This is a genomic window from Streptomyces sp. CA-278952 (genome assembly GCF_028747205.1).
Classification (GTDB): Bacteria; Actinomycetota; Actinomycetes; order Streptomycetales; family Streptomycetaceae; genus Streptomyces.
The window spans coordinates 5423459-5449495 of sequence record NZ_CP112880.1; the positions used below are offsets into that span (position 1 = coordinate 5423459).

The following is a 26037-nucleotide window of genomic DNA, read 5'->3' on the forward strand; positions in this document are numbered from 1 at the left end:
GGGGCACGGAGGGGCCGGGCACGGAGCGGCCGGAGCGCGGAGGGGTCGAGCGGCGGGAGGAGGCCGAGCGGGCCGAGCGGGACGTGTGTCCAGCTCGGCCCGCTCGGACGGGGCCACCGGGGCGGCCACCGGGGCGGAAGACAGGGTGGCGTGCGTCCTGCTGGCCGTCGCGCTGTAGGGCCGGGGCCTCCCGTACGCGGGGGTTACCGGTCTCCCGCCGCCGCCCGCTGCGGATGGCGGGGGCCGAGCAGCACCACGAGCGCGGCCGCGCCGGGCACGGGCGCGTCGACCCGCTGCCAGCCGGCCCGCTCGTACAGGCGCAGCGCCGCCCCGGCCCGCACGGAGGTCAGCAGCCAGCAACGGCCGTCCGGGGCGGGCCCCGTCACCGCGTGCAGCAGCGCCGTGCCGAGCCCCCCACCGTGCGCCTCCGGCGCCACCGCCAGCTCGTTCACCTCCAGCGCACCGCAGAGCCACTCCCGCGCCCGCCCGGGCCCGAGGGCCTCGGCGACCTGCCCGTAGCTGCGGTCGGCCGGAAAGACCTCCGGGGTGATCCAGGCCGTGGCGAAACCCGCTACCGTCCCCCCGGCCGTCGCCACCGCCGCCGTGAAACCGGGCCGGAGCGCGTCCCGTGCGAGCCGCTCCGCGTAGCTGCCGGCCTGCGCCGGATCCTCGTTCCAGGGCGGGGCCGCGAACGCCCGCGCGTACACGTCGCGGATCCCGTCGGCGTACTGGTTCAGCTCCCCGGCCGCCACCGTACGCACCTCGGCCGTCGCCGTCATCGCACCGTCCCTCGGATCTCGTCGGCCGTCCATCGGCGGATCACCTGCAGCGCCACCGGCGCGGTGAGGAAACCCTAGTGAACTGCCGTGATCATCCGCACGGTCCGGCTCCCGCACCTCCGGCGGCGAAGGGGAGGAGCCGGACGCGCCGCGGTCACACGTTGGGCACCTTGAGCCGGTCCCAACTGCTCTTGCCGGGAATGCCGTCCGCGTCGCCGCCCGTGTAGCCCAGCTTGCGCTGCCAGGCGGCGTACGACTTCCGGTCGGCCTCCGACCAGGCCGGTCCGGGGCCCACCGTGTACCGGCCGCACCCCTCGGACACCAGACGCTTGCCCATCGCCGTGACGACCGCGCTGTTGCGGCCGACCTTGAAGAACGCGGCCCCCGGGAAGGGCTCGTACGTCGGCTTGGGCGGCGGATCGGAGGGCCCGTCCGGGGAACCGCCCAGCCGCTTGGCGATCCGCGCGCGCATCGCGTTCATGGTGAACCCGCGCGGATCGACCTTGCCCGGCTGCCACTCCAGGTGCCCGATCACCGACCGCTGCGACCAGCCGTGCGCCCGGCAGACGGCGGCGGCGGCCCGCTCGATCGCCAGCAGCTGGGCCGCCGGCCAGGGATCCTTGCCGTCACCGAGGTTGACGCATTCGAAGCCGTAGAAATGCCGGTTTCCGTCGGTGTTGGCCTCGTTGTCCGGGGGCAGCGCCTTCTCCGCGACGACGGCGCGCAGGACGTCGTCGTCGCCGAGCCCGGCGTGATTGGCCCGGCCGTTCCCCACGAGGTGGACTGACCCGTCCTTGGCGATGACCCCGTGGCAGAGCGGGCCGGGCAGGGCGGAGTGGCCGTTGTAGCAGAGTTCGACCGAGGATGCGGTGCCCGAGGTGACGGTGTGATGGATCATCACGCCGTGCGTCGGGCCCCAGGGGCCCTTGTGGTTCCGGTTGTTGGTACGCCAGCTCCGGTGTTCGACGACGTGGAGGCCTTCGTCGCGGAGGGCTTTGAGCAGCCTGGATGCAGACAGCGGAGTCGCCATCGCGGCGCCCCTTTCCCTGATGACGCGTAGTTCACGCGGGTGCTTCGGTGTGGGGTCGGCGGGACCGGCGGGCGGACGGCAGCACGAAGCCGCGCACGCGCACCGGGGGGATGGGATGGTTGGGAGTGCCCTGCGGCGGTATTCCGCCTTCGGGCCTACCTGATCGATTTGCCCGTTTCCATGCCCTGCTGAACGTCCCGCTGGACGGAAGGTTGCGCCGTGCCCGAACGCACGCCCGGGTATGCCCGAACTCCTGCTCGATGCGCACGGCGTCGAGGCGCTCGCCGCCGGCCTCGCACCGGTGTCGAGACGCCCGCCACGGTGCCGAGGCGCTCGCCGCCGGCCTCGCACCGGTGTACTCCCGCTGTCGTATGCGGCCCGGCCTCCCGCCTCCTACCGTGAGGGGGTGATGACCTTCGACCACCTGGCCACCCGGGCGCGGGCTCTGCCGCCGATCGTCGCGGATCTGCTGGTGGTGGCGGTGGTGGGGGTGCTGACCACCGCCGACGCGGCCGTCAACGAGCCCGGCTACCGGCAGGCCGACGCGCTGACCTGGACCCTCCTCGTGGTCTCGCTGGCGGCGCTCGCCTGCCGCCGCCGTTGGCCCGTTCCGGTGGTCTGTGTGACCGGGGCGGCCTGTGCCGGGTGGGCGCTGTACGGGCACATCGGCGAACTGCTGAACCTTCCGGTGATCGTGGCGCTCTACACGGTCGCGGTGCTGGGCGACCGCCGGCGCACCCTGTGGACCGGGGTGATCGCCGCGACGGTCTCGGGCGCGGTGGCGCTGAAGATCGGCCGGGACGTGGTCAACCCGCAGGGACTGCCCGTCCTGGAGATGGTCTGGCCGCTCGTCCCCCTCCTCCTGGGTGAGGTGGTGCGCACCCGCCGGGAACTGCTGGCGGAGTACGCGGCGCGCGCCGCGAGGGCCGAGGAGGACCGCGAGCGGGAGGCCGCCCGCCGGGTCCGCCAGGAGCGGGCGCGGGTCGCCCGGGAGATCCACGACATCCTCGCGCACACGGTGAGCGCGATGACCGTGCAGGCCGGGGTCGCCCTCGACGCGCTGGACGCCGCGCCGGAGGTGTCGCGGCAGGCGATGACCCAGGTCCGCGCCTCCGGCAAGGAAGCCGTCCGGGAACTGCGCGCCACGCTGTCCGTCCTGCGCGCGACGGAGTCCACGACGCCGGCGCCCCGCCTCGGCCAGCTGGACGAACTGGTCGCGGGGGCCGAGGCGGGCGGGTTGCGGGTCAGCCTGCGGCGGGAGACGGGAGGCGCCGCCCTGCCCGCGGTCGTCGAGGCCACGGCGTATCGGATCGTGCAGGAGGCGCTGACCAACGTGGTGAAGCACTCCGCGGCGCTCCACGCCGCGGTGTCGGTGACCCGCGACGCCACCCGGCTGACCGTCGAGGTCGTGGACGACGGCCCCCCGAAGCCGCCGCCCGCCGCCCCGCCCGCCGACCGGGGCTTCGGCCTGATCGGCATGCGGGAGCGGGCGGTCGCGGTGGGCGGCGACGTCGGTTACGGTCCGGTGCCGGGTGGCGGATGGCGCGTCCGCGCCGAACTGCCGACGGAGGGAACGGTTTCATGAACGTGGCGCCGTACGGAACCGGGAACGGCGTCAGGGGCGTGGCGCCGTACGGAACGTGGGGGGCGGCCGCGTGAGCGAGCGGGTGGAGAGCGCGGCGGGGCCGCCGGGGATCGTCCGCGTGGTCCTCGCCGACGACCAGACCGTCGTACGGGCCGGGTTCCGCGCCCTGCTCGACCTCACCGACGACCTGGTCGTGGTCGCGGAGGCCGCCGACGGGTCCCGGGCCGTCGAGGCGGTCCGGACGACCCGCCCGGACGTCGTGCTGATGGACATCCGGATGCCCGGCGTCGACGGCCTGGAGGCCACCCGCCGGATCGCCGAGGACCGCTCCCTCGACCGGGTCCGCGTCGTCATGCTCACCACGTACCAGGTCGACGCGTACGTCTTTGAAGCCCTCCGGCACGGCGCGGCGGGCTTTCTGCTGAAGGACATCGAGCCGGACGACCTGCGCGCCGCGATCCGCACGGTCGCGGCGGGCAGGAGCCTGCTCGCCCCCGCCGTCACCCGCCAGGTGATCGAGGAGTTCGCCCGGCTGAAGGCCCCCGAGGCGGCGGGCGCCGAACGGCTCGCCGTGCTCACCGGCCGGGAGCGTGAGGTGATGGCGCTCGTCGCCGCCGGGCTGTCCAACGAGGAGATCGGCAAGGCGCTGATCATGAGCCCGCTGACCGCGAAGACCCATGTCAGCCGGACCATGACGAAGCTCGGCGCCCGCCACCGGGCCCAGCTGGTGGTCCTCGCCTACGAAACGGGCCTGGTCAGGGCGGGAGAACGCTAGGCCCTCCCGTCATCCCGTCGTCGCCTAAGGGCGGCCCTGCGGCGAGAGCGCGTGCATGGCGCCCCGGGACAGCCCTTGGATGGCGCCCGTACTCCCGGGGGAGCAGGCGGCGACTCCCACCGGAGGATTCGCCATCGGCCCCCCGCTCGTAGCGTCGGCCGCATGATCGAAGCGACGGAACTCACCAAACGCTACGGCGGGCGAACCGCCGTCGACCGGCTGTCCTTCACGGTCCGGCCGGGCCGGGTGACCGGCTTCCTCGGCCCGAACGGCGCCGGGAAATCGACCACCATGCGCCTGATCCTGGGCCTCGACTCCGCGAGCGCGGGGCGCGTCACCGTGGGCGGCAAGGCCTACACGGACCTGCCCGTACCGCTGCGGGCGGTCGGCTCCCTGCTCGACGCCAAGGGTGTCCACGGCGGCCGGTCCGCCTACCACCACCTGGCCGGACTCGCCGCGAGCAACGGCATTCCGCGCCGCCGCGTCGAGGAGGTGCTGGACCTGGTCGGCCTCCCGGCGGAGACGGCCCGCAGGCGCACCAAGGGCTTCTCGCTCGGCATGGGCCAGCGGCTGGGCATCGCGGCGGCACTGATCGGGGACCCGGAGGTGCTGATCCTCGACGAGCCGGTCAACGGCCTCGACACCGAGGGCATCCGCTGGATCCGCGAACTCATGAAGTCCCTGGCGGCGGAGGGCCGTACGGTCTTCCTCTCCAGCCACCTCATGAGCGAGATGGAACTGACGGCCGACCACCTCATCGTGATCGGACAGGGCCGGCTCATCGCGGACACGACCACGCGCGACTTCATCGAGACCAACTCCCGCGCGCACACCCTCGTCAGGTCCCCCGAACCGGAACGGCTGCGCACCCTGCTGGAAGCGGCCGGAGCCCACGTACGGCTGGACGCCAGGGGCGGCTGGCGGGTCGACGGCCCCGACGCCCCGGCCATCGGCGACCTGGCCCGGGACCACGGGGTCGCCGTCCACGAACTCACGCCGGCCCGCTCCTCCTTGGAGGAGGTCTACACGACGCTGTCGCGGTCCTCGGTGGAGTACCGGGCCGAGGACCGGAGCTCGTCGACGCCCCGGAAGGAGACAGTCCGATGACCACGACCACGCTCACCCTTCCCGCCACCCGCACGAAACGGACCGGCTTCCGGGAGGCCCTCGCCTACGAATGGATCAAGTTCCGCAGCGTGCGCTCCACGGTGTGGACGACCGCGGCCACCGCCGTACTGCCCGTCATCGGCGCGGTGTTCATCGCCGCCAGCGGCAGCCTGCAACCCGACGACACCGTCCTCGGCGGCAGCCTCACGCTCTCCGTCGTCGCCCAGATGCTGGCCGCGGTCGTCGGGGCGCTCGTCGCCTCGGGGGAGTACAGCAGCGGCACCATCCGCACGACGTTCGCCGCCTGCCCCCGCCGGGGCACGGTCCTCGCCGCCAAGGCGACACTGGTGGTGGGCGTGATGTACCCCCTCGCCCTGGCCTCCTGCACAGCCGGCTACCTCGTCGGGGGCGCCATGCTGCCGGAGGGCCGGTACGCCCAGGGCGAGCCGCTGCCCGCCCTGTTCGGCATCGCCGCGTCCTTCGCGGTGGCCGCCGTCCTCGGTCTCGCCGTCGGCACCCTCGTACGCCACTCCGCCGGTGCGGTCACCACAGTGATCGGCCTGCTGCTCCTGCCGTCCCTGTTCGGCCCCCTCTTCGGCGACGCCGAACGCTGGGTCGCCGGACTCTCCCCGACGGCCGCCCTGGAAAAGCTCACCCAGACCTCGGACGCCGCCGCCGACACGGTGGGCAGCCTGGGCCCCTGGCCCTCCCTGCTCCTGGTCGCGGTCAGCACGACCGTCGTAGCCCTGGCCGCCCTGGTGCTGCTTCGGCGGCGGGACGCGTGAGACAGCGTCGAAGCCCCGGGGCGAGTCGACGAACCCCGGGGGCTCGCCCGTAGCCGATTGCGGGTGCGTTCGCCGATCCACGGCACTTGGCGCGCGCACTCCCTCGGGGCGTCCGGGCGAGATCCTCCCCGAAGAACGTGCGGGACCGCCGAGTTCCCCGACCCGATGCGGCGAGGAGGGCAGGACCCACAGGCCCTGCTCCCGCTCCCCGACGGTGTTGCGCCCCCGGCAGGACTCGAACCTGCGGCCAAGCGCTTAGAAGGCGCCTGCTCTATCCACTGAGCTACGGGGGCCGGGAGTCCTGATCGGCGGTTCCTTGGCCGTGCCGGGACAAGGATAGGGCTCCGATCCCCTCGACCCGGTTGCTTCACCTGCGTGGCATGATGTGGAGGTTCGGTGAAGCGAACCGATAATCGCAGGTAGGTGCGATTCCTGCATCGGTTTTCGCTCCCCTCGCGCCGGGTGTTGTGCACTCGTTATGCCCCCGCCCCACTCGTCCCCTCTGTCCTGACTCTGTCCTGAGGGTGGAACCGCCGCGCAGAGAGGGCTATACGCTTCAAAAAGGATCTAAAATTGGGCATTCTTCGCATGTGGTGACCATGGACGTACGGCCTCAGCTCATCGACGCACTTTCCGCCCTGCGCGACCGTGTCGCCGCCGTGCGTCTTCCACTGCCCCTGCCGGGGGCCGAACGGGCCCGGCAGACCAGGGTCGAACTCCTCGCCCAGCTCGACGACTACCTCCTGCCACGCCTCAAGGACCCCGAGGCGCCCCTGCTCGCCGTGATCGGCGGCTCCACCGGGGCCGGGAAGTCCACCCTGGTCAACTCGCTGGTGGGATGCCGGCTCAGCGAGGCCGGGGTGCTGCGGCCCACCACACGGATCCCGGTGCTGGTCTGTCACCCGGACGACCACCACTGGTTCGCCGGGGTGCGGGTGCTGCCCCAGCTGACCCGGATCTGGCTGCCGCCGGGTCAGACGCCCGACCCGGACGGGCTGGACGACCTCGCGGCCCGGGGCGAGGACGGGGAGACCGCGCTGCGGGTGGAGACCGCCGTGAGCCTGCCCCGTGGGCTCGCCCTCCTGGACGCCCCCGACATCGACTCGCTCGTCGTACGCAATCGGGTCCTCGCCGCCGAACTCATCTGCGCCGCCGACGTCTGGGTGATGGTCACCACCGCCTCGCGCTACGCCGACGCCGTGCCCTGGCACCTGCTGCGTACCGCGAAGGAGTACGACGCGGCCCTCGTCACCGTCCTCGACCGGGTGCCCCACCAGGTGATCGCCGAGGTGTCCCGGCAGTACGCGGCGCTGCTGACCCGGGCCGGGCTCGGGGACGTACCCCGGTTCACCATCCCGGAGCTGCCCGAGTCCGCCGGCGGCGGCAGCGGACTGCTCCCCACCACCGCCGTCGCCCCGCTGCGCGCCTGGCTCGCCCACCGGGCCCAGGACCCCGCCGCCCGGCAGCAGGCGGTGGCGCGCACCGCGTCCGGCGTCATCCAGTCGCTCAACGTGCGGATGCCCGCACTGGCCTCCGCCGTCGCCGCCCAGTACGCCGCCTCCGTACGGCTGAACGGGGTGGTCCAGGACGCGTACGGCAAAGAGGCCGCCCGGATCCGGCGTCGCCTCCAGAGCGGTGCCGTGCTCTCCGGGGACGCGCGGACCCGGTGGCGCGGCTACCCGCTCTACAGCTCGCCCGAGGAACTCCTCGAATCCCTCGTCGACAGCCTGGTGGCCCTGCTCCAGTGCTCGGTCTCCGCCGCCGACGAACAGATCCGCACCCAGTGGCGCCGCGAGCCCGCCGGGGGCCTTTTCCGGTTCGAGGGCGCCGGACGCGAGGCGGGCGGCTGGGGGCCCGCCGAGGACGTCGAAGGCCGGATCTCCGTCGCCGTACGCCGGTGGCGGCGGGTCCTGGAGGAACTGGCCGAGGAGGAGGTGCGCCAGCTCGAACGCAACGTGGCGCCCGCCCCCGAGACCGTCGCCGCACTGCTCGCGGCCGCCCTCCTCGGCGGGCGGCGCGCCCGTGCGGCGGGGGAGCAACTCGCCGAACGCATCGGCGCCCAGGGCGCGCTGCGCCTCCGCGACAAGGGCGGTGAGCTGCTGACGACCTACCTCGACCAGGTGCTCGGCGGCGAACGCGACCGCCGCCTCGCCCCCCTCGACGCGCTCGACGTCGCCCCCGAACCCCAGGCCGAACTGATCGCCGCGCTTTCCGTACTGCAGAAGGAGAGGTGGCAGCGATGACCGCCGTCACGGACCAGGACAACGGCAACAGCGGCAGTGACGGTGGCGGCGGGAAGCCGGACGGGGAGGTGCCGGGCAGGGTCGGGGACGGGCGCTGGGACGACGGGCTCATCGCCCGGCGGGCGGCGGCGGCCGAGGCCCCTGAGGCCGGGGAAGCCGCCCCCCGGGCACCCGCCGCCGCCGACGACGACGTGGAGCCGCAGGTCGAGGCGTACGTCCCCTCCGGCGGGCCGCTGCCGCCCCGGCTCGACGCCCTGCGCGAGCTCGTCGGGCTGTCCCGCGCCCGGCTCGACCGGGACACCCTCGCCGAGGCGGGACGCGTGCTGGACGAGGCCGCCGCCCGGCAGCGGCTCTCCTCGCGGCACACGGTCATCGCCGTCGCGGGGGCCACCGGCAGCGGGAAGTCGACCCTGTTCAACGCGCTCGCCGGGGCCCCGATCTCCGACACCGGGCTGCGCCGGCCCACCACCTCCCAGCCCATCGCGTGCAGCTGGACCGACGGGGCCGCCGGCCTGCTGGACCGCCTCGCCGTCCCCGGCCGGCTGCGGCGCAGGCCCCACCCCGGGCCCGCCGCCCTCGACGAGGCGCTCCAGGGACTGGTCCTGGTCGACCTGCCCGACCACGACTCGGCGGCCACCGAACACCGCGACCAGGTGGACCGGGTGCTGGCCCTGGTCGACGCGGTGATCTGGGTCGTCGACCCGGAGAAGTACGCCGACGCCGCCCTCCACGAGCGCTATCTGCGCCCGCTCGCCGGACACGCCGAAGTCACCTTCGTCGTCCTCAACCAGACCGACCGGCTCCCCGGCGAGGCGGCCGACCTCGTCCTCGACGACCTGCGCCGCCTCCTCGACGAGGACGGCATCGCGCTCGGCGAGCACGGCGAACCCGGCGCCACCGTCATGTCCCTGTCCGCGCTCACCGGCGACGGGGTACCCGAACTCCGCGAGATGGTCGGCCGCTTCGTCCAGGATCGCACGGCCGCCACCCGCCGCCTCTGGGCCGACGTCGACGCGGCGGCGGCGCGGCTGCGCCCGGTCTACGTCGCCGAGGGCCGCCCCGGGCTCGGCGAGCGGGCCCGCGACGAGTTCACCGACCGGCTGGCCGAGGCCGTCGGCGCGGCGGCCGCGGGACAGGCCGCCGAGCGGGAGTGGCGCAGGAACGCCGGGCGGGCCTGTGGGACGCCGTGGCTGCGGCTCTGGCGCTGGTACGAGAACCGGGGCCTGCCCGGCAGCCTGGACCGGATGGGCCAGGCGCTGACCCCGCCCGAAGAGGAGCTGACGGCCCGGCAGCGGGTCGAGCAGGCGGTGCGGATCGTCGCGGACGACGCCGCCTACGGGCTGCCGGGGCCCTGGGCGCAGGCGGTGCGCGAGGCCGCGTTCAACGGGGCGAAGGGGCTGTCCGAGGCGCTGGACGAACTGGCGGTCAAGGCCGGGGCCCCCGGCGCGTCCAAGCGGGGCGGCAGAACGGAGACGGGACAGGGCGCCATCGCCGGAACCTCTCCCGGAGCCCCGCTCGGCGGCCGTCCGGCCAAGCCGCCCCGGCCGAAGTGGTGGCCCGCCGCGGTGCTGGCCCAGGTGTCGATGACGCTCCTCCAGATCTTCGGCGGCCTGTGGCTGGTCGGCCAGATCATCGGCGTCCTGGAGCCGGGGCTCGTCACACCCGCGCTCATCATGCTGGCCGGAGTCGTCGGCGGCCCGCTCGTGGAATGGTCCTGCGCGGCGGCCATCCGGGGACCGGCCAGGCGGTACGGGCAGGACGCCGAGCGGCGGCTGCGCGACGCGGCCGCCGGATGTGGCCGGGCCAGGGTCCTGGATCCGGTCGCCGCCGAACTGGTGCGCTACCGGGAAGTGCGCGAGCGGTACGTGACGGTGACGGAGTTCTCCACAACCGGCCGGTAGTCCCCAGGCCCCGACGCGATTCCCGCCCGGCGTCCACCATGGAGACCGCACCCCACCGCCGCCCGGAGAGGTACGAGCGGTGCGGTGCGGCACGAGCGGTGCGCTGCGGTACGAGCGGTGCGATCCGGTATGACAGGGAAAGCGGGGGCGGGAAATGAACGAGACCTTGGTGACACTGGTGGGTAACGCCGCGACGGCGGTGGAGTTCCGCGAGACGGCCACCGGCGGAATGGCGCGATTCCGCTTCGCCGTGACTCCGCGGCGCTGGGACCGTGAGAAACAGCTCTGGGCCGACGGCCGCACCAGCTTCTACACCGTCTGGTCCTGGCGGACGCTCGCCGCGAATCTGGCCGGTTCCGTTTCGGTCGGCGAACCTCTCGTCGTGCACGGCCGGTTGAAGGTCCGCGAGGAGGAACAGGCCGGTCAGCGACGGACGTTCGTCGACGTCGAGGCCATCGCCGTCGGCCACGACCTGAGCCGGGGAACGGCCGCCTTCCGCCGGGCGGCCAGAGCGGAGCCGGTTCTGACGGAGCGTCCGGAAAGTGTCACGGACGGCGATGCGCACGAGTCGCCGAAACAGCGGGAACACGCCGACGCAATGGCCGCCATGTCCTGAAAGGGCTGATCGTCGACAAGCGCGACCGGCCGTCGCGCGATAACGATTCCGATTCGGAATGGTTGTGCAAGGGCAGTACGGGGGATTGCCCTTGCCCCGTTCTTTAGGATTCCCAAAGCTCACGGGTCACTTGGGTCTGCTGGCGAGGCATTCCCCACACGCGCACCATGTGCGAGGGCCTCGCCCGGAGGGGAATTCTGTGTTTTCTGCGTCTTCAGCGTCCGCCGCGCCGTCCGGCACGACAGGGGCTCCCCCCGGCCGCGGCACCCGCCGCCCGGTCGCCGCGCTGCTGCTCTCCGGTCTCGTCGCGGCTGCCGCACTCGTCGGCGCCGGACCGGCGGCGGCCGACGACCCGGGCCGGCATCACGGCGGCGCGGCCGCGGTGCTCGACGGGCTGAAGACCTTCGACAGTGCCGTGCTTCGCGTCGCGGGGAAGGACGGCGCGCCCGACCGGAGCCAGGAGCTGCCCGCCGGACTGTTCGAGATGACCGTGGACGGCGGCGGAAAGCTCAAGACCTACTGCATCGACCTCCACAACCCCACCCAGGACCAGGCGAGGTACCTGGAGACGCCCTGGGCCGAGACCTCGCTGAGCACCAACCGGAACGCGGGGAAGATCCGCTGGATCCTCCAGCACTCCTACCCCCAGGTCGACGACCTGGCCGCGCTCGCCGACGCGGCCGGCACCGGCCCGCTGACCGAGCGCACCGCCGCCGCCGGGACCCAGGTCGCCATCTGGCGCTACTCGGACAACGCCGACGTCACGGCGTCGGACAAGCAGGCGGAGAAGCTCGCCGACTGGCTGCACCGCAGCGCGCGCAAGACGAAGGAGCCCCGGGCCTCGCTGACCCTGGAGCCGGCCGCCGTTTCCGGCCGGGCCGGTGAGCGGCTCGGCCCCGTGACCGTCCGCACCGCCGCGGACCAGGTCTCGGTGTCGCCCCCGGTGGACGCGGCGGTCAGCGGCATCGCGGTCACGGACGAGAAGGGCGCCCCCGTCACCGCCGCGGCGGACGGGGACCGGCTCTACTTCGCCGTGCCGAAGGACACCGCCGACGGCACCGCCTCCCTGACCGTCCAGGCCACCACCTCCGTGCCGGTCGGCCGGGCCCTCGTCGGGACCGGCCGCACCCAGACCCAGATCCTGGCCGGCTCCAGCGAGTCCACGGTCTCCGCGCGGGCCGGCGCCACCTGGGCCGAGAAGGGCGCCGCCCCCGCACTGACCGCACGGAAGAACTGCGCCGCGGGCGGCGTGGACATCACGGCCGCCAACCGGGGCGACGAGCCCTTCACCTTCGAGCTGGCCGGAACCGAGCACACCATCGCCGCCGGGGCCACCCGCACGGTGACGGTCCCCGTCGCCGAGGACCAGGCGTACGACTTCACCATCACCGGGCCCGGCGGGTTCGCCAGGACCTTCACCGGAATGCTGGACTGCGCCACCAGCGGCAGCGTCCTGGACCGCGAGGGCGCGGGCGACGCCGGCAACGACATCGGCACACGGAGCGCCCAGCAGTCCGTCCCGGCCACGACCGGATCCACCACATCGGGGTTGGCGGGCGACCTCGCCGAGACCGGCGGCTCCAGCGCCACCCCGATGCTCGCCGCCGTCGCCATCGGACTGCTCGTCGTGGGCGGCGGCGCGGTCTTCCTCCTCCGCCGGAAGGCGCCGCACCCCAACGGTGAGTGACCATCCGCACGCGGGAAGTGACGTCGTTCCCGTGTCGATCCCCGGACGGGTTTCCGTCCGGGGAGGGCTGTCAGGCAAGATGGGGTGTATCTGCCCACACCTCTATTGCTGCCGGACGGTTTCTCTTGGCTGAGTACATCTACACCATGCGCAAGACGCGCAAAGCGCACGGCGACAAGGTGATTCTCGATGACGTCAACCTGAACTTCCTGCCCGGCGCGAAGATCGGTGTCGTGGGGCCCAACGGCGCCGGTAAGTCCACGGTGCTGAAGATCATGGCGGGCCTGGAGCAGCCGTCCAACGGTGACGCCTTCATCTCGCCCGGCTTCAGCGTCGGCATCCTCATGCAGGAGCCGAAGCTCGACGAGAGCAAGACCGTCCTGGAGAACGTCCAGGACGGCGCCGCCGAGATCATGGGCAAGCTCAAGCGCTTCAACGAGGTCGCCGAGCTGATGGCGACCGACTACTCCGACGCGCTCATGGACGAGATGGGCAAGCTCCAGGAGGATCTGGACCACGCCAACGCCTGGGACCTGGACGCGCAGCTGGAGCAGGCCATGGACGCCCTGGGCTGCCCGCCCGGCGACTGGCCGGTCACCACCCTCTCCGGTGGCGAGAAGCGCCGCGTGGCGCTCTGCAAGCTGCTCATCGAGGCCCCGGACCTGCTCCTCCTCGACGAGCCCACCAACCACCTCGACGCCGAGTCGGTGAACTGGCTGGAGCAGCACCTCTCGAAGTACCCGGGTGCGGTCGTCGCCGTCACCCACGACCGGTACTTCCTGAACAACGTCGCCGAGTGGATCCTGGAGCTCGACCGCGGCCGCGCGATCCCCTACGAGGGCAACTACTCCACGTACCTGGAGCGCAAGGCCACCCGTCTCAAGGTCGAGGGCCGCAAGGACGAGAAGCGCCAGAAGCGGCTCAAGGAGGAGCTGGAGTGGGTCCGCTCCAACGCCAAGGGCCGCCAGACGAAGTCCAAGGCCCGTCTCGCCCGGTACGAGGAGATGGCGGCCGAGGCGGACAAGATGCGGAAGCTGGACTTCGAGGAGATCCAGATTCCGCCGGGCCCGCGGCTCGGTTCCATCGTCGTCGAGGTCGAGAACCTCTCGAAGGCCTTCGGCGACAAGGTCCTCATCGACGACCTGTCGTTCACGCTGCCCCGTAACGGCATCGTCGGCGTCATCGGTCCGAACGGCGCGGGCAAGACCACGCTGTTCAAGATGATCCAGGGCCTGGAGACGCCGGACAGCGGCGCCATCAAGGTCGGCGACACGGTCAAGATCTCCTACGTCGACCAGTCCCGCGCCAACATCGACCCCAAGAAGACCCTCTGGGCCGTCGTCTCGGACGAGCTGGACTACATCAACGTCGGCCAGGTCGAGATGCCCTCGCGCGCCTACGTCTCCGCGTTCGGCTTCAAGGGCCCGGACCAGCAGAAGCCGGCCGGCGTCCTGTCCGGTGGTGAGCGCAACCGCCTCAACCTGGCGCTGACGCTCAAGGAGGGCGGCAACCTGCTGCTCCTCGACGAGCCCACCAACGACCTCGACGTCGAGACGCTCTCCTCGCTGGAGAACGCCCTCCTGGAGTTCCCGGGCGCCGCTGTGGTCATCTCCCACGACCGCTGGTTCCTGGACCGCGTCGCCACGCACATCCTCGCCTACGAGGGTGACTCCAAGTGGTACTGGTTCGAGGGCAACTTCGAGTCGTACGAGAAGAACAAGGTCGAGCGGCTCGGCGCGGACGCGGCCCGCCCGCACCGTGCCACGTACAAGAAGCTCACGCGAGGCTGATCGTCTTGGCTCGTCACCTCTACAGCTGCCCCCTGCGCTGGTCGGACATGGACGCCTTCGGCCACGTCAACAACGTGGTCTTCCTCCGCTACCTGGAGGAGGCGCGCATCGACTTCATGTTCCGGCTGGCGCCCGGGGACGGCTCGCCGTCGTTCGCGGGCGGGTCCGTCGTGGCCCGTCACGAGATCGACTACGTACGGCCGCTGGTCCACCGGCACGAGCCGGTGACCGTCGAGTCGTGGGTCACGAAGATCGGCGCCGCGTCCCTGACGATCGCCTATGAGATCAAGGACGCCGACCAGGTGTACGTACGCGCCTCGACCGTCGTCGTGCCGTACGACCTGGCGGCGGAGCGGCCCCGGCGGATCTCCGCCGAGGAGAAGCTCTTCCTCCAGCAGTACCTGGCAGAGGAGCCCGCTGCGGCATGACCGTGCCCGTGCAGTCGCTGCGGTTCGCCGACGCGAGGGAGGCGGCGGATCTCGCCGCCTTCCTCGGCCGGCTGCTCCACTACGACCGGGCCGCCGCGGTCCGGTTGCAGGCGGGCGGCGGCGACGCACTGGCCGTGTTCGGCCGTCCGCCCTCCTTCGAGGTCCTCGCCATCCGCGCCGCCCGCCTGGCCCGCCCCGAGACGCTCGACGTCACGGTGTCGGCCGGGGAGCTGCTGGAAACCCTCGACGTGCCCGTCCCCGGCGACCCCACGGATCCCTCGGAGCCGGGCGCCGGTGCGCTGCCCGCCCCTGTCACCGGGCCGCCGTGGACCGGTGTCCTGCCGCCCCGGGGGCCCTGGCGGGAGCAGCCGGGACTGCCCGGGCCGGACGCCCTGCGCGCCGCCCTGGAGGCAGCCGTCACCGAGTTCCGCACCCGGGACGAGGCCCTGCCCGAGGAGCGGCGCACCCGTGCCGAGCGGGACGGCATCGGCCGCGAGATCTGGTCCCGGCCGGTCGGGGCCACGGACCTTCCGCTCCGGGCCGTCCACGCGGCCCAGTCCCTCGGCTTCCTCCGGGCCGACCCGCGGTTCCCGGTGTCGCTGCTGTCCGCGGGCAGCTGGCTCCGGCTGCGGACCCCCTACGGCTCGATCGCCCTGCGCCGCGCGACGAGCGGCGAGCTCGGCGCCCTGCCCTTCACCGTCGGCCCCCGCTGACCCGGAGGCCCCGTGCCGCCGGACGCCCGCTGATCGACGCGGACGGGTGCAGCACCCCGTGCCACCGCCATGAGGGCCGGCCCTGCTTGTGCCGGCCCGGTCCTACTTGCCCGGCTCTTCCGGGGCCGCCCCGTGCGCGTCCGGCCAGACGCCGATGTGGTCCTGCTCCAGCTCCAGCAGCACCCGGTGCTCCATGCCCAGCGTCCGGGTGTAGTCCGCGGGCAGCTGGAGCCGCCCCGCCCGGTCGAGCATCGCGTACTCCCGGGCCACCTGCGACTCCTGGCCCGTCGCCGCGTCCACCTCCGTACGGCGCAGCACCTCGGACGAGGTACGGCCGTCGCGGATGGCGACCGTACGCCGCACCTCGTCCGCGACCGCCTGGTCATGGGTGACGATCACGATCGAGGTGCCCAACTCCTCGTTGGCGCGCCGGAAAGCGGCGAAGACCTGCTCCCCGGTGGCCGAGTCCAGCTCCCCGGTCGGCTCGTCCGCGAGCAGCACGGAAGGGGAGTTGGCCAGCGCCACCGCGATGGCCACCCGCTGCTGCTGCCCGCCGGACAGCTGCTGGGGACGCCGGTCGCGGCAGTCCGCGATGTCGAGCATCGTGAGCAACGACTCGGCGCGGGAAGCCCGTTCGCGCTTGCTGCCGCCACCGCGCAACTGCATGGGCAGGGTGATGTTCTGGATCGCGGTGAGATACGGGAGCAGATTGCGGGCGGTCTGCTGCCAGACGAACCCGACCACGTCCCGGCGGTAGCGAAGCCGTTCCTTCGGGCCCATCGACAGCAGGTCGCAGCCCGCGACCTTCGCCGACCCCGCCGTCGGCACGTCCAGACCCGCCAGAATGTTCATCAGCGTCGACTTGCCGCTGCCCGACGCCCCCACCAGAGCCATCAACTCGCCCTCGGTGACCAGGAGATCGAGGCCCTGGAGAGCCTGCACCTCCACCCCGTCCGTGGTGAAGATCCGCACCACGCGGTCGCAGGCGATCAGCGCGTCGTGCCCGTAGGAAGGGCGGTCCCGGCGGGCCGCGGCCCGCTGCTCCAGCTCCGCCAGCGTCGTTTCGGCCGCGCGGGCCGTGCTTTCCGTCTCGGTGGACGAGGTCATCGGGAGTCTCCTGCCCTGAGTTCGGTGATCGATCCGCGGCGGCTCGCCCACCACGCCTGAACGCCCGCGACCGCGGCGGCGAGCGCCACGACCCCGGCGGCCGGCAGCCCCAGCGACCAGAGGTCGGTGCGCAGGGGGACGGGGCCCGTGTCCGATCCGGCGACGCCCGCGAGCGCCAGCGGCACCAGATCGACGCCGGGGGAGAGCAGGGCGATGGTCGCCCAGCCGGTGAACAGTCCGCCGCCCGCCGCCAGCAGGGCCTGCGGCGTAGCCTCGAAGGCCAGCAGCCGCCTGCCCTGCCCGGTGGTGAGCCCCATCGTGCGCAGCCGCGCCAGCAGCGTCTTGCGCTCCGGCGCGGTCTGGAGCAACGACAGCAGGACGGCCAGCAGCGCGTATCCGGCGCCCGCCGCGACGGCCGCGAGGTAGATGCGCTCGGCCCCCGCCTGCATCGGGGTGTTCACATACCGCGCGCGCTCCTCGGACCGCAGGTGTGCGGCGTACTCCTCGCCGCTTCCTTCGACCGCCGCGTGCAGCTTCCGGGGATCCGGTGCGCCGGTGAGGAGCAGCGTGGTGGGCGCCTGCTGTTCCAGGGCGGCGGAGTTCACGATCAGGAAGTTCGTCGTGGAGAGCGAGGCGACGCGCGGGACCGTTCCCACGACCTGGACCTTGAAGTTCCCGGACAGCGTGTCGAGCGCCTGCGGCTCCTTGCCCAGGCGGGCCGCCACCGACGGGGAGGCGATGGCCGGCAGGACGCGGTCCGGACCGGACTCCGTGCCCTCGGGCAGGGGGGCCGAGGGGCCGGTGGCCTTCAGCCGGGCGGCCGGGAAGGCCGGCAGCCCGGTCGCGCGGGCCACGTCGGCGTACCGGGCGGGGTCGACGCCCACCACGGCCGCCGCCCCCACGTCCTCGACGCTGCTCGTACCCGTACCCGTACCCGTACCCGTACCGGCACTGTTTCCGTCGGCTCCGCCGTCACCTGCCGCGGCCTCCGGCAGGGCCACGCTGTGCTCGATCCGCAGCGGTGCCGTGCCCCGTACGCCGTCCAGGTCGCGCACCGTGCGGACCAGCTCGTCGGGCAGCGTCGTCCGCTCGCTCACGCCGCTGACCCTGGCGTCGGCGCCGACGGACGCCAGCGCCGCGTCGTCGCGCGCGTCCCCGACGCCGGCGATCACCGAGCCGCCGAACGCCGCCGTGGCCAGCGCCAGCAGCAGGGCCAGCAGCGGCAGCGCCCCGCCGGCCGAGGAACGGCCGGCGCGGGCCAGCGAGAGGAAGCCGATCGCCCCGCGCAGCCGGGCCATCATGCGCGTCGCGAGCCGCAGGGGCAGCGGGTAGAGGCGCACCAGCACCAGCGCCGCGATCAGCGCGACGAGCACCGGCGCGGCGCTGACCAGCAGGTCGGTGCCGTCATCGGACGACGTACCGCGACGGCGCAGCGCCGTCACCGCGCCGACCGCCAGCACGAGCAGGGTCAGTTCGGCCACGGTCCGCCGACGCGAGGGGCGGGCGCTCACCATGTCCTCGCGGGCCCCGTGCAGCGTGGGCCGGATGTGCTGGAGCGTCGTCCGCAGCGGCAGGGCGACGCACACCAGGAGGCCGACGCCGGCGGCCGCCGGCGCTCCCGGCCACCACCGGCCCTCGCCCACGGCCAGCACCGCGAGCAGCAGCCCGAGCGCGCTCGCGGGCAGCACGGTCACCGCGGTCTCCGCGAGCAGCCGGCCGCCGATGCCGCGCAGCGAGCCGCCGCGTGAGCGCATCAGCGCCAGCTCGCTGCGTCGGCGGGCGGCGATCAGGGACCCCGTCATCAGCAGGACGACGGCGGCCACGGAGCCGATGCCGAGGGCGGCGACCGCGATCACGGGACTGATCGCGTCGCGCATCCGCGCGTTGGCCTCCACGATGTGGCCGAGTCCGGTGGCGAACGCCGCGGTCTCCCCGGCGGTCTCCCGCACCTTCAGGAGCCCGGGGCCGCTCTCCAGCGAGGCGATGACCTCCGTCAGCCGGGCGCCGTCGCGGCCGGTCAGCCCGGCCGGGTCGGGCGGGATCCGCCAGAAGAGGGCCGGCTCGGTGGCCGTGCTCAGGAGCGCGGGACCGGCGTCCTCGGCCAGCAGGACCGTGCCGGTCCAGTAGAAGACCGGGAAGGGGGCCTCGGGGTCCGGGACCAGGGACGGGGTGCGCAGCAGCGGATCGGCGGACCAGTAGCTGCCGCGCGGATCGCGCGGGGCCACGATGCCGGTGATCGTCACGGTGATGGGTTCCTGGGCCGCGGTGAGCAGCTCGACCGTCGCGCCGACCTTCACCTTCAGCTCGGCCGCCGTCTCCTCGGTGACCGCGCCCTGCACCTCACGGGAGTCCGATGTGACCTCCCGCGGCGTCGTGGGCCAGGCGCCCGAGGCCAGGGTGGCGTGGTCCTTCAGTCCCGTCTGCGCCACGTAGGAGAGCTTCGGCGGAACCGCGTCGGGCCTCGGCAGCCAGGGCTCGTCCGCGAGGGCCGGCTCCGTGGTGCGCACCCCGTACGCGACCGACGACGTGTCGGCGCGCAGGGGTGCGGGCAGCGTCTTCAGGAGCCCGGCCCCGACCCGCGTCAGCTCGGGGCTCCGAGCCTCGGCGTCCCGCTGCGCCTGCGGCAGTTCAAGACCGGGCTGCGGGCGGGAGACCTCCAGAACGCTGCGGCCCGCGTCCGCCGTCCGGATGTCGTGGCGCAGCCCCTCCGTCTCGTACGCGTCCACGGCCCGCGGGAACGCCGCGGCGAGGAACGCCGTCACCAGCACCAGCACCGCGAGTGCCGCCGCCGCACCGGGCGCGGTACGCAGCCGGGTACGGGTCCACGGGGCGGTGGCCGCCCGGTTGTTGTGACCCATGTCAGTGGTCCCCCTGGTGGCGCAGTGTGACCGCCGGGTCCCCGCGGCGGAGCGCCATCGACGCGACGATCACGAGCGGCAGCGCGGCGACCCCGGCCAGCAGCGCGGCGACCTGACCGGCGGGCAGCTCGACCAGCACCGCCGGAACGGGCCGGTCGGCCTGTCCGGTCAGCACGATGAGCGGAACGACGGCCCGGGTCAGTACCGTGCCGATGCCGACCCCGATGAGCAGGGCGAGCGCGATCAGTACGCCCTGCTCGGCGGCGATCATGCGGGCCAGCTGGCGGCGCGGCGCGCCGAGCGCCCGCAACACGCCCAGCTCGGCGGAGCGTTCGCGCCGGGACCCGGAGGCGCTGACCGCGAAGCCGACCGCCGCCAGCGCGGCGGCGACCACCGCCACGGCCGGCAGCGCCGACTGCGGCCCCGCCCCCAGCGGATCGTCCACCAGCCGCTGGGCGGCCTCCGCCCGGACCAGCACCTGGGCCGGATCGGTGTCCGGCAGGGCGCGCAGGGCGGCCGCCACCTGCGCGGCATCGCCCGGGGCCGCGCTCAGCCACCATTCGGTCGCCTCGATCGTGGCGGTCGGCCGGTGGGCCAGGACCTCGGTGACGGCCTTGAGGTCCAGCAGCAGCGCGCCGCCGCTCGCCACCGGGTCCGGGGCGCCGGACGCTCCGTCGGCCCCGGTGGTCGGCAGCCGGCGCACCGCCTCCGCCAGGGTCACCCGGACGGTGTTCCCGGCCAGGGTGACGTCGATCTCGTCGCCCAGTTTCGCGTTGGTGCTCTTCAGATAGGCGTCCGTCGCGACCGCCTTGACCGCGGCGGCCTTCGGCCGGGCGGCGGTGACCCGCAGGGTGCCGCTGGTCGGCTCCCAGTTGTCCTCGTTGTCCACACCGGTGTCGTACGTGAAGTCCGGCAGGCCCGACGCGCCGTTGCGCACCGGCGGCTTGCCCGGCCGGCCCTCGCCGTACTCGGTGAGCGTCATGGCCGCGTCCCAGCGCAGTGACTCCGGGGCCGGCACCGGGCGTTCGGCGCCCGACCCGGCGACCACCCGCACGTCGCTCACCGAGACCCGGTGCTCGCGCGCGTAGTCGGACGGCGCGGCGGCGTCCACCTCGATGCCGATCACGGCCAGACCGCCCGCCGCCGACACCGGGAAGGAGACCGGGACCGGCCGGCCGTCCACCGGCACGGGACCGGCCAGGGCGCGGTAGGGGAGGCCGTAGCGGTCCTCCAGGAGCACGGTGACCACCGGCGGATCCGGGTCCGGGTACAGGCTGTCCCCGGCGGGCTTCGACACCGTGGTGATCCGCAGGTCCAGCTTCAACCGGGTGCTGTCCTCGGGGAGTACGAGCCCGGGGCGTGGGGCCCGCTCCGGGGCGATCGCCTCGAACAGCTCCCGCGGGCTTCCGTCGGCGAGGTCGGAGCGCATCAGCATCCGCTCGTCCGCGTGCGCGGTGTCCAGGGCGATGACCTCCGCGGTGCGCCCGCCGGAGACCTCCACGTCCGCCCGGTAGGCGGGGGCCGCCTGCCGCACCCCCTCCAGGGCGCTGTACGAGCCGGCCGTCGCCGGACCGCTCCCGTGCCCGCCCATGATCCGGACCGAGGCGCCGGAGCCGAAGTCCGCCTGGTCGGACTGCGAGCGGTTCCAGGAGGCGCTCTGCCCGATCGCCAGCATGCCCATCGCGACCGACAGGACCAGCAGCAGCACCGGCCCCGCCCCGCGCAACGGCCGCCGGCTGAACTGCCAGCCCGCCAGGGCCGCGGGCAGCCCCCGGCCCCTGGCCGCGCGCCGTTCGGCGAGCTTCGCCGCGGGCGGCAGCAGGCGCAGCGTGAGGACGGTACCGGCGAGCAGTGCCAGCGCGGGGGCGGTGACCAGCAGGGGGTCGATCCCGAGGTTGCCCGCCTGGTCGCCGCTGAGCGCCCCGCTGCCGGACTGCCGGTCCAACTGCCAGTACGCCACCGCCGCGATCAGGAGCAGCCCGAGGTCCGCGCCCGCCCGCACCGGCCCGGGCAGCGACGCGGCCCGGGTCCTGCGCCCACCCGCTCCGGCCGTCAGGGACGGAGCCACCACGGCCAGGGCGCAGGCCAGCGCGACGGCCGCGGAGACCAGCCACACGGTGCCGGTCGAGGTCTCCTGAACCTTCAGCCCGATCCGGGCCAGGGCGCTGCGCTCGGCCAGCAGCCCGGTCAGCGGGCCCGCGAGCAGGGGGGCGACCACCGCGGCGGGCACGGCCAGCAACAGCGCCTCGATCGCGGCGAACGAAGTGATCCGGCCCCGCGAGCCGCCCCGGGCCCGCAGCAGTTCGCGCTCCCCGTCCCGCTCGCTGTTCAGCAGCCGGGCCACGAGCAGCAGGGCGTACGCGGCGAGCAGCACCAGTTGCACCGCGACGATCATCAGCGTGGAGCGGGAGACCAGCAGCGCCCGGTCGAGCTGGTCGAGCACGGTGGGCAGCGATGTCCGGGCGTTGACCCCGGAAGCGAACACCGGTGCGGCCGTCAGGGCCTTCGGGGCGCCGGCCGACGCCTCGCGCAGCCCTTCCATGGAGCCGGTGGTCAGCTCGGCGAAGTCGGCGGACGCCAGCCAGGACGTCTCGCCCTCGGTGAGCGCACCGGAGGCGAGGACCGAGGGATCGGTGAGCAGGGGGCCGTACGTCGTGAAGGCGAGCTCGCGCACCCCGCGCCCGCCGAGCGGATCCAGCTGCCAGTACGGGTCGGACTGGTCGGCGGCCTCGTAGACGCCGGTGACCAGGACCCGCTGCTTCTTGTCGCGCAGCCGGTCGGTGATGGTGAGCCGGGCGCCCGGCTTCAGCTTCAGCGCCTCGGCGGCGACGACGGGCAGCGCGACCTGGACGGGACCCGCGCCGTCGGGGGCCGCGGGCGCCTTGCCCCCGGTGATCCGCACCCGGCTCGGGTCGAGGGCGGCGAAGTGGGTGAGGTCCGGTTCCTTGCCCCGCCGGGCGGCCGGGTCCTGGAGGCTCCGCGGCAGCGCGTACGACCCCGAACTCTCCAGCTTTCCCACGGTCACGGGCAGCCCGGCGAAGGCGGCGCGGGAGGCCTTGCGGACGGCGTCGTCGGCCGCCGCGCGCTGTTCGTGGTCCACGGACGCGGAGACGACGAGGGCGGCGGAGGCGGCCGACCCGTGGGTGAGCGAGTGGCGCAGGGCCGCGTCGCCCACGGAATTGGAGAACGCGGTGAGCGCGGCCAGGACGGAGGTGGTCAGCAGGACGGCCAGGACGGCCGCGGACAGCAGGAGGCGATGAGCCCTCACCCGCAGAAGGACGAAACCCGTCACCTGATCCCCCAGCCCCGGAAACACCGCGTGCGCACGCCCCCCGACGTACCGGAGATGCTTTCAGAGGCAACAGGGTTCTGGTAACCGCTTGCAGGTACACCTTGATGCGATCGTGATCGTTATGCGGAGATGGAGTGTCGAATTCCGGAGTTGCCCGGTCACGGATCGTGCACAGATGATCAGCCGACGCTGCTGCTGTCGCTGCTGTCGCTGCTGTCGGCGCTGATCAGTCGGCGGCGTTGACCATCGAGGCGGCTGCGTAGGTCAGGTAGTCCCACAGCTGCCGCTCGTGCTCGGGCGCGAGCCCCAGCTCGTCCAGCGCGACCCGCATATGGGCGAGCCAGGCGTCGTGCGCCGCCCGGTCCACCCGGAACGGCGCGTGCCGCATGCGCAGCCGCGGGTGACCCCGGTGGTCGCTGTAGGTGCGCGGGCCGCCCCAGTACTGCATCAGGAACAGCGCGAACCGCTCCTCGGCCGGCCCCAGATCCTCCTCCGGATACATCGGCCGCAGCAGCTCGTCACCCGCCACGCCCTCGTAGAAGCGATGGACCAGGCGCCGGAAGGTCGCCTCGCCGCCGACCTGCTCGTAGAAGGTCTGCTCCTGAAGCGTGTCGCGCGGAATCTCAGTCACCCGTCCATGGTCGCAGACGCGCCGACCGGGCACGGGGGTCCTAGGACCAAGGGCCGAAAGGCCCGTTCGGCCGCTCGCCCGCACGGCCCCGGCGCAGGACAGTGGAGACATGGGTGCACACCGGCAAGGCTCCTCCCCGTCCGACGCCGAGGCCGACGCGGCGCGTGAGGCCCTCGTGCGGGAGATCGCCGCGCGGGGCGAGCTCACCGACCCCGCCTGGCGCACGGCCTTCGCCGAGGTGCCCCGGCATCTGTTCGTGCCGTTCTACTACGTGCACGGAATCCGGGGCTTCGAGCGCCTGTGGGGCGAGGACCCCGAACCCGAACGGCGCTCCCGCTGGCTGCGCGGGGTGTACGCCGACGGGGCGCTGGCCACCCGCCTCAAGGACGGCGAACTCGTCTCGTCCTCCAGCCAGCCGTCCCTGATGGCCCTGATGCTCGACGCCCTCGGCCTACGGGACGGGCACACGGTCCTGGAGATCGGCACCGGCCCCGGCTACAACGCGGCGCTGCTCGCCCACCGGCTCGGCGACTCCGCGGTGACCAGCGTCGACCTCGACCCGGAGATCACGGAGACGGCCCGGCGCCACCTCGCCGCGGCCGGGTACCACCCGACGGTGGTCACCGGCGACGGGGCCCGGGGCTGCCCGCAGCGCGCCCCGTACGACCGGATCATCGCGACGTGCACCCTGCCGTCCGTACCGGGGAGCTGGCCGGAGCAGTGCCGTCCGGGCGCGCGCATCCTCGCGCCGCTCGCCACCGGCCTGGTCCTGCTCCAGGTCCGCGCGACGGAGCACGGGCCGCGCGCCGAGGGGCGCTTCCTGCACACCCCGGCGTACTTCGTGCCGCTGCGCGGGGCGCTCCCGGGTCCGGGCGTGCTGCCGCACCTGGGCGGACTGCCGCGCCGGGTCGCCGGGGACGACCTGTTCCGGTTCCTCCTGACCCTGACCGCGGGAACCCTCGATCCGCACGAGGCGCTCTCCCTCTGGGAGCGCGAGGAGCGCCCGGGGCGGGAGAGGTACGGCGTCACGGTCGGCCAGGGCCGGCAGTGGGCCTGGCTCGACGACCCGCAGGGCCCGTACACCTGGCCGCTCGGCGCCGGGTGAGCGGCGCGTGCCGCCTCAGTCCCGGCGCACCGTGATCGTCGTCCACGCCCCGACGTGCACCTGGTCGCCGTCCTGGAGCGGTACGGGGACGTAGGGCTGGATCGGGTCCTCGGCGCCGTTCAGCGTGGTGCCGTTGGTGGAGTTCTGGTCCACGACCGCCCAGCTGCCGTCGGGCTGCTGCACCAGCACCGCGTGCTGGTGCGAGACGCCCGGGTCCTCCGGGGGCACCGACAGGTCGACGTCGGGGGACTCGCCGGTGCTGTGCCGGCGACGCCCGATGGTGATCTGGCTCCCGGTGAGCGGAAGGCGCTGCTCCGGGGAGTACGCGGGCAGGTTCAGCCCGGTCGCCTCAGGGCCGCTGCGCTGCATCATCGCGAGGAAGTACGCGCGGTCGGGGGCGATCACGGCGGTCCAGGAGGCGGACTGCTGGGGCCGGCCCTGACCGGGCACCCCGCCGTGCTGCTGACCCTGGTCATAGCCCTGGCCCTGGTCATAGCCCTGGCCCTGGCCCTGGCCGTGGTCCTGGCCCTGGTGGGGGCCGGGCTGCTGGAACGCCTGCTGCTGCTGTGCCTGCTGTGCCTGCTGTGCCTGGGAGGGCGGCGGCAGCATCCAGTCGTCCCCGCCGCCGGTGTGCCCCGACGATTGCGGCGGCCCGGGCGGCGCCGACTGCTGCTGCTGTTGCGACGGCGCGAAGGGCGAGGCCTGCTGGGGCTCGAACGGTGAGGGGGCCGACTGCTGGGGCTCGAACGGTGAGTGCGGCGAGGGGGCCGACTGCTGGGGCTCGAACGGCGAGTGCGGCGAGGGGGCCGACTGCTGGGGCTCGAACGGTGAGTGCGTCGAGGGAGACGACTGCTGCGGTTCGAACGGCGAGGGTCCGGACTGCTGCTGCGGCGGGGGGCCCTGCTGGAACGAGAACGGCGGCGGGGGCCCCTGCTGGAACGCCTGCGGCACAGAACCGCCCTGGCCGTCGTTGCCGTGCGGACCGTCGTTGCCGTGCGGACCGCCGTTCCCGTGCGGACCGTTCTGCTCGGGGGCGAGCGGCTCGGCGGGACGGTTCATCTGCGAGGGGCGCGAGCCCTGGTAGTCGAACGGGTCGCGCGGCTGGGGAGCGCCGGGCGGACCGCCCTGACCACCGGGAGCGCCGGGTCCGCCGGGGCCGGGCCGGCCGCCGGGACCGCCGGAGCCGGGCCGGCCGCCGGGACCGCCGGAGCCGGGCCCCTGCGCCTGGAATCCGGGCGGCAGGTTGAGGCCGGGAGGCCCGCCGGGCGTGCCGTGCTGCGGGGCCAGCGGGGTGTAGGAGGTCGCCGTGTTGGTGAGGAAGTTCCAGCGGCACTCCTCGCAGTACGGCGCCATCGCCTCACGCGGCGTGCGGCACTGCGGGCACAGCTCCGCCTGCATGGTGGGCCGGCCGCCGCCGGAACCCTGCTGCGGGTAGCCGTAACCGGGCGCGGGCGGCGGAGGAGGCGGCGGGGGCACCGCGCCCGCGGGCGCACCGCCGCTTGCCATGCGGTGTCCGCAGACCTCGCACCAGTCCTCGGAACCCGACTGGTGTCCGTTCGGGCAGGTCGGCATGTCGGCGCTTCCCCCTCTCCTCTTCCGGCCCCG

At 73.9% G+C, this 26037-nt stretch carries 19 protein-coding genes and 1 tRNA gene; 12 read left to right on the top strand and 8 right to left on the bottom strand.

Features of this window, described 5'->3' with window-relative positions; translation table 11 throughout:
- Positions 1-203: 203 nt before the first annotated feature.
- Complete coding sequence (locus tag N7925_RS24310; RefSeq protein ID WP_265601563.1) at positions 204-779, bottom strand: GNAT family N-acetyltransferase; 576 nt, start codon at positions 777-779, stop codon at positions 204-206.
- A gap of 154 nt (positions 780-933) precedes the next feature.
- Positions 934-1809: a peptidoglycan-binding protein gene (locus N7925_RS24315; RefSeq protein ID WP_265601564.1), complete on the bottom strand. Its 876-nt coding sequence runs from the start codon at positions 1807-1809 to the stop codon at positions 934-936.
- Between the two features lie 409 nt (positions 1810-2218).
- On the opposite strand from N7925_RS24315, the gene N7925_RS24320 reads away from it, so the two are divergent.
- The 4 genes from N7925_RS24320 to N7925_RS24335 all read left to right on the top strand — a co-directional run bounded on the left by N7925_RS24320 (position 2219) and on the right by N7925_RS24335 (position 6061).
- A complete protein-coding gene (locus tag N7925_RS24320) occupies positions 2219-3394 on the top strand; it encodes a sensor histidine kinase (protein ID WP_274345149.1) in 1176 nt (391 codons plus the stop codon).
- Between the two features lie 70 nt (positions 3395-3464).
- Entirely contained in the window at positions 3465-4169 is a 705-nt protein-coding gene (locus tag N7925_RS24325; RefSeq protein WP_274345150.1) for a response regulator, read from the top strand.
- Positions 4170-4331: 162 nt separating this feature from the next.
- Positions 4332-5276: an ABC transporter ATP-binding protein gene (locus N7925_RS24330; protein ID WP_274345151.1), complete on the top strand. Its 945-nt coding sequence runs from the start codon at positions 4332-4334 to the stop codon at positions 5274-5276.
- Entirely contained in the window at positions 5273-6061 is a 789-nt protein-coding gene (locus N7925_RS24335; RefSeq protein WP_274345152.1) for an ABC transporter permease subunit, read from the top strand. The genes N7925_RS24330 and N7925_RS24335 overlap by 4 nt, the downstream gene beginning before the upstream one ends.
- Positions 6062-6281: 220 nt before the next feature.
- Here the strand turns inward: N7925_RS24335 and N7925_RS24340 are convergent.
- A tRNA-Arg gene (locus N7925_RS24340) sits at positions 6282-6354 on the bottom strand.
- A gap of 306 nt (positions 6355-6660) precedes the next feature.
- Between N7925_RS24340 and N7925_RS24345 the strand changes: the two genes are divergently transcribed.
- From N7925_RS24345 to N7925_RS24375, 7 genes are all read left to right on the top strand, one after another.
- Entirely contained in the window at positions 6661-8304 is a 1644-nt protein-coding gene (locus N7925_RS24345) for an ATP-binding protein (protein ID WP_274345153.1), read from the top strand.
- On the top strand, positions 8301-10205 hold the full coding sequence (locus tag N7925_RS24350) for a YfjP family GTPase (RefSeq protein ID WP_274345154.1): 1905 nt from the start codon (positions 8301-8303) through the stop codon (positions 10203-10205). The genes N7925_RS24345 and N7925_RS24350 overlap by 4 nt, the downstream gene beginning before the upstream one ends.
- Before the next feature lie 154 nt (positions 10206-10359).
- Entirely contained in the window at positions 10360-10821 is a 462-nt protein-coding gene (locus N7925_RS24355; RefSeq protein WP_265601580.1) for a single-stranded DNA-binding protein, read from the top strand.
- A 199-nt stretch (positions 10822-11020) separates the two neighbouring features.
- A complete protein-coding gene (locus tag N7925_RS24360; RefSeq protein WP_274345155.1) occupies positions 11021-12508 on the top strand; it encodes a Cys-Gln thioester bond-forming surface protein in 1488 nt (495 codons plus the stop codon).
- Between the two features lie 125 nt (positions 12509-12633).
- Positions 12634-14298 carry an energy-dependent translational throttle protein EttA gene (gene ettA / locus N7925_RS24365; protein ID WP_265601582.1) on the top strand — a complete coding sequence of 555 codons (1665 nt, stop codon included), beginning with the start codon at positions 12634-12636 and terminating at the stop codon, positions 14296-14298.
- Between the two features lie 5 nt (positions 14299-14303).
- A complete protein-coding gene (locus tag N7925_RS24370; RefSeq protein WP_265601583.1) occupies positions 14304-14726 on the top strand; it encodes an acyl-CoA thioesterase in 423 nt (140 codons plus the stop codon).
- Positions 14723-15439, top strand: a complete 717-nt coding sequence (locus N7925_RS24375; protein ID WP_274345156.1) for a hypothetical protein — start codon at positions 14723-14725, stop codon at positions 15437-15439. Before N7925_RS24370 ends, N7925_RS24375 begins: the two co-directional genes overlap by 4 nt.
- A gap of 102 nt (positions 15440-15541) precedes the next feature.
- Here N7925_RS24375 and N7925_RS24380 read toward each other — a convergent pair whose 3' ends face one another.
- From N7925_RS24380 to N7925_RS24395, 4 genes are all read right to left on the bottom strand, one after another.
- Positions 15542-16546: an ABC transporter ATP-binding protein gene (locus N7925_RS24380; RefSeq protein ID WP_274345157.1), complete on the bottom strand. Its 1005-nt coding sequence runs from the start codon at positions 16544-16546 to the stop codon at positions 15542-15544.
- Positions 16543-19404 (bottom strand): ABC transporter permease, encoded by a 2862-nt coding sequence (locus N7925_RS24385; RefSeq protein WP_274345158.1) that lies wholly within the window; start codon positions 19402-19404, stop codon positions 16543-16545. The genes N7925_RS24380 and N7925_RS24385 overlap by 4 nt, the downstream gene beginning before the upstream one ends.
- 1 nt (position 19405) lies before the next feature.
- The gene (locus N7925_RS24390; RefSeq protein ID WP_274345159.1) at positions 19406-22696 is read right to left on the bottom strand and encodes an ABC transporter permease; all 3291 of its coding nucleotides are present in this window, start codon (positions 22694-22696) and stop codon (positions 19406-19408) included.
- 226 nt (positions 22697-22922) lie between these two features.
- Positions 22923-23327, bottom strand: a complete 405-nt coding sequence (locus N7925_RS24395) for a globin (RefSeq protein WP_274345160.1) — start codon at positions 23325-23327, stop codon at positions 22923-22925.
- 109 nt (positions 23328-23436) lie between these two features.
- Here N7925_RS24395 and N7925_RS24400 point away from each other — a divergent pair, with 109 nt between their 5' ends.
- Positions 23437-24432, top strand: coding sequence for a methyltransferase domain-containing protein (locus tag N7925_RS24400; protein ID WP_274345161.1), 996 nt, complete (start codon positions 23437-23439; stop codon positions 24430-24432).
- 15 nt (positions 24433-24447) lie between these two features.
- Here the strand turns inward: N7925_RS24400 and N7925_RS24405 are convergent, their stop codons facing one another.
- Positions 24448-26004, bottom strand: coding sequence for an FHA domain-containing protein (locus tag N7925_RS24405; protein ID WP_274345162.1), 1557 nt, complete (start codon positions 26002-26004; stop codon positions 24448-24450).
- Between the last annotated feature and the right edge of the window lie 33 nt (positions 26005-26037).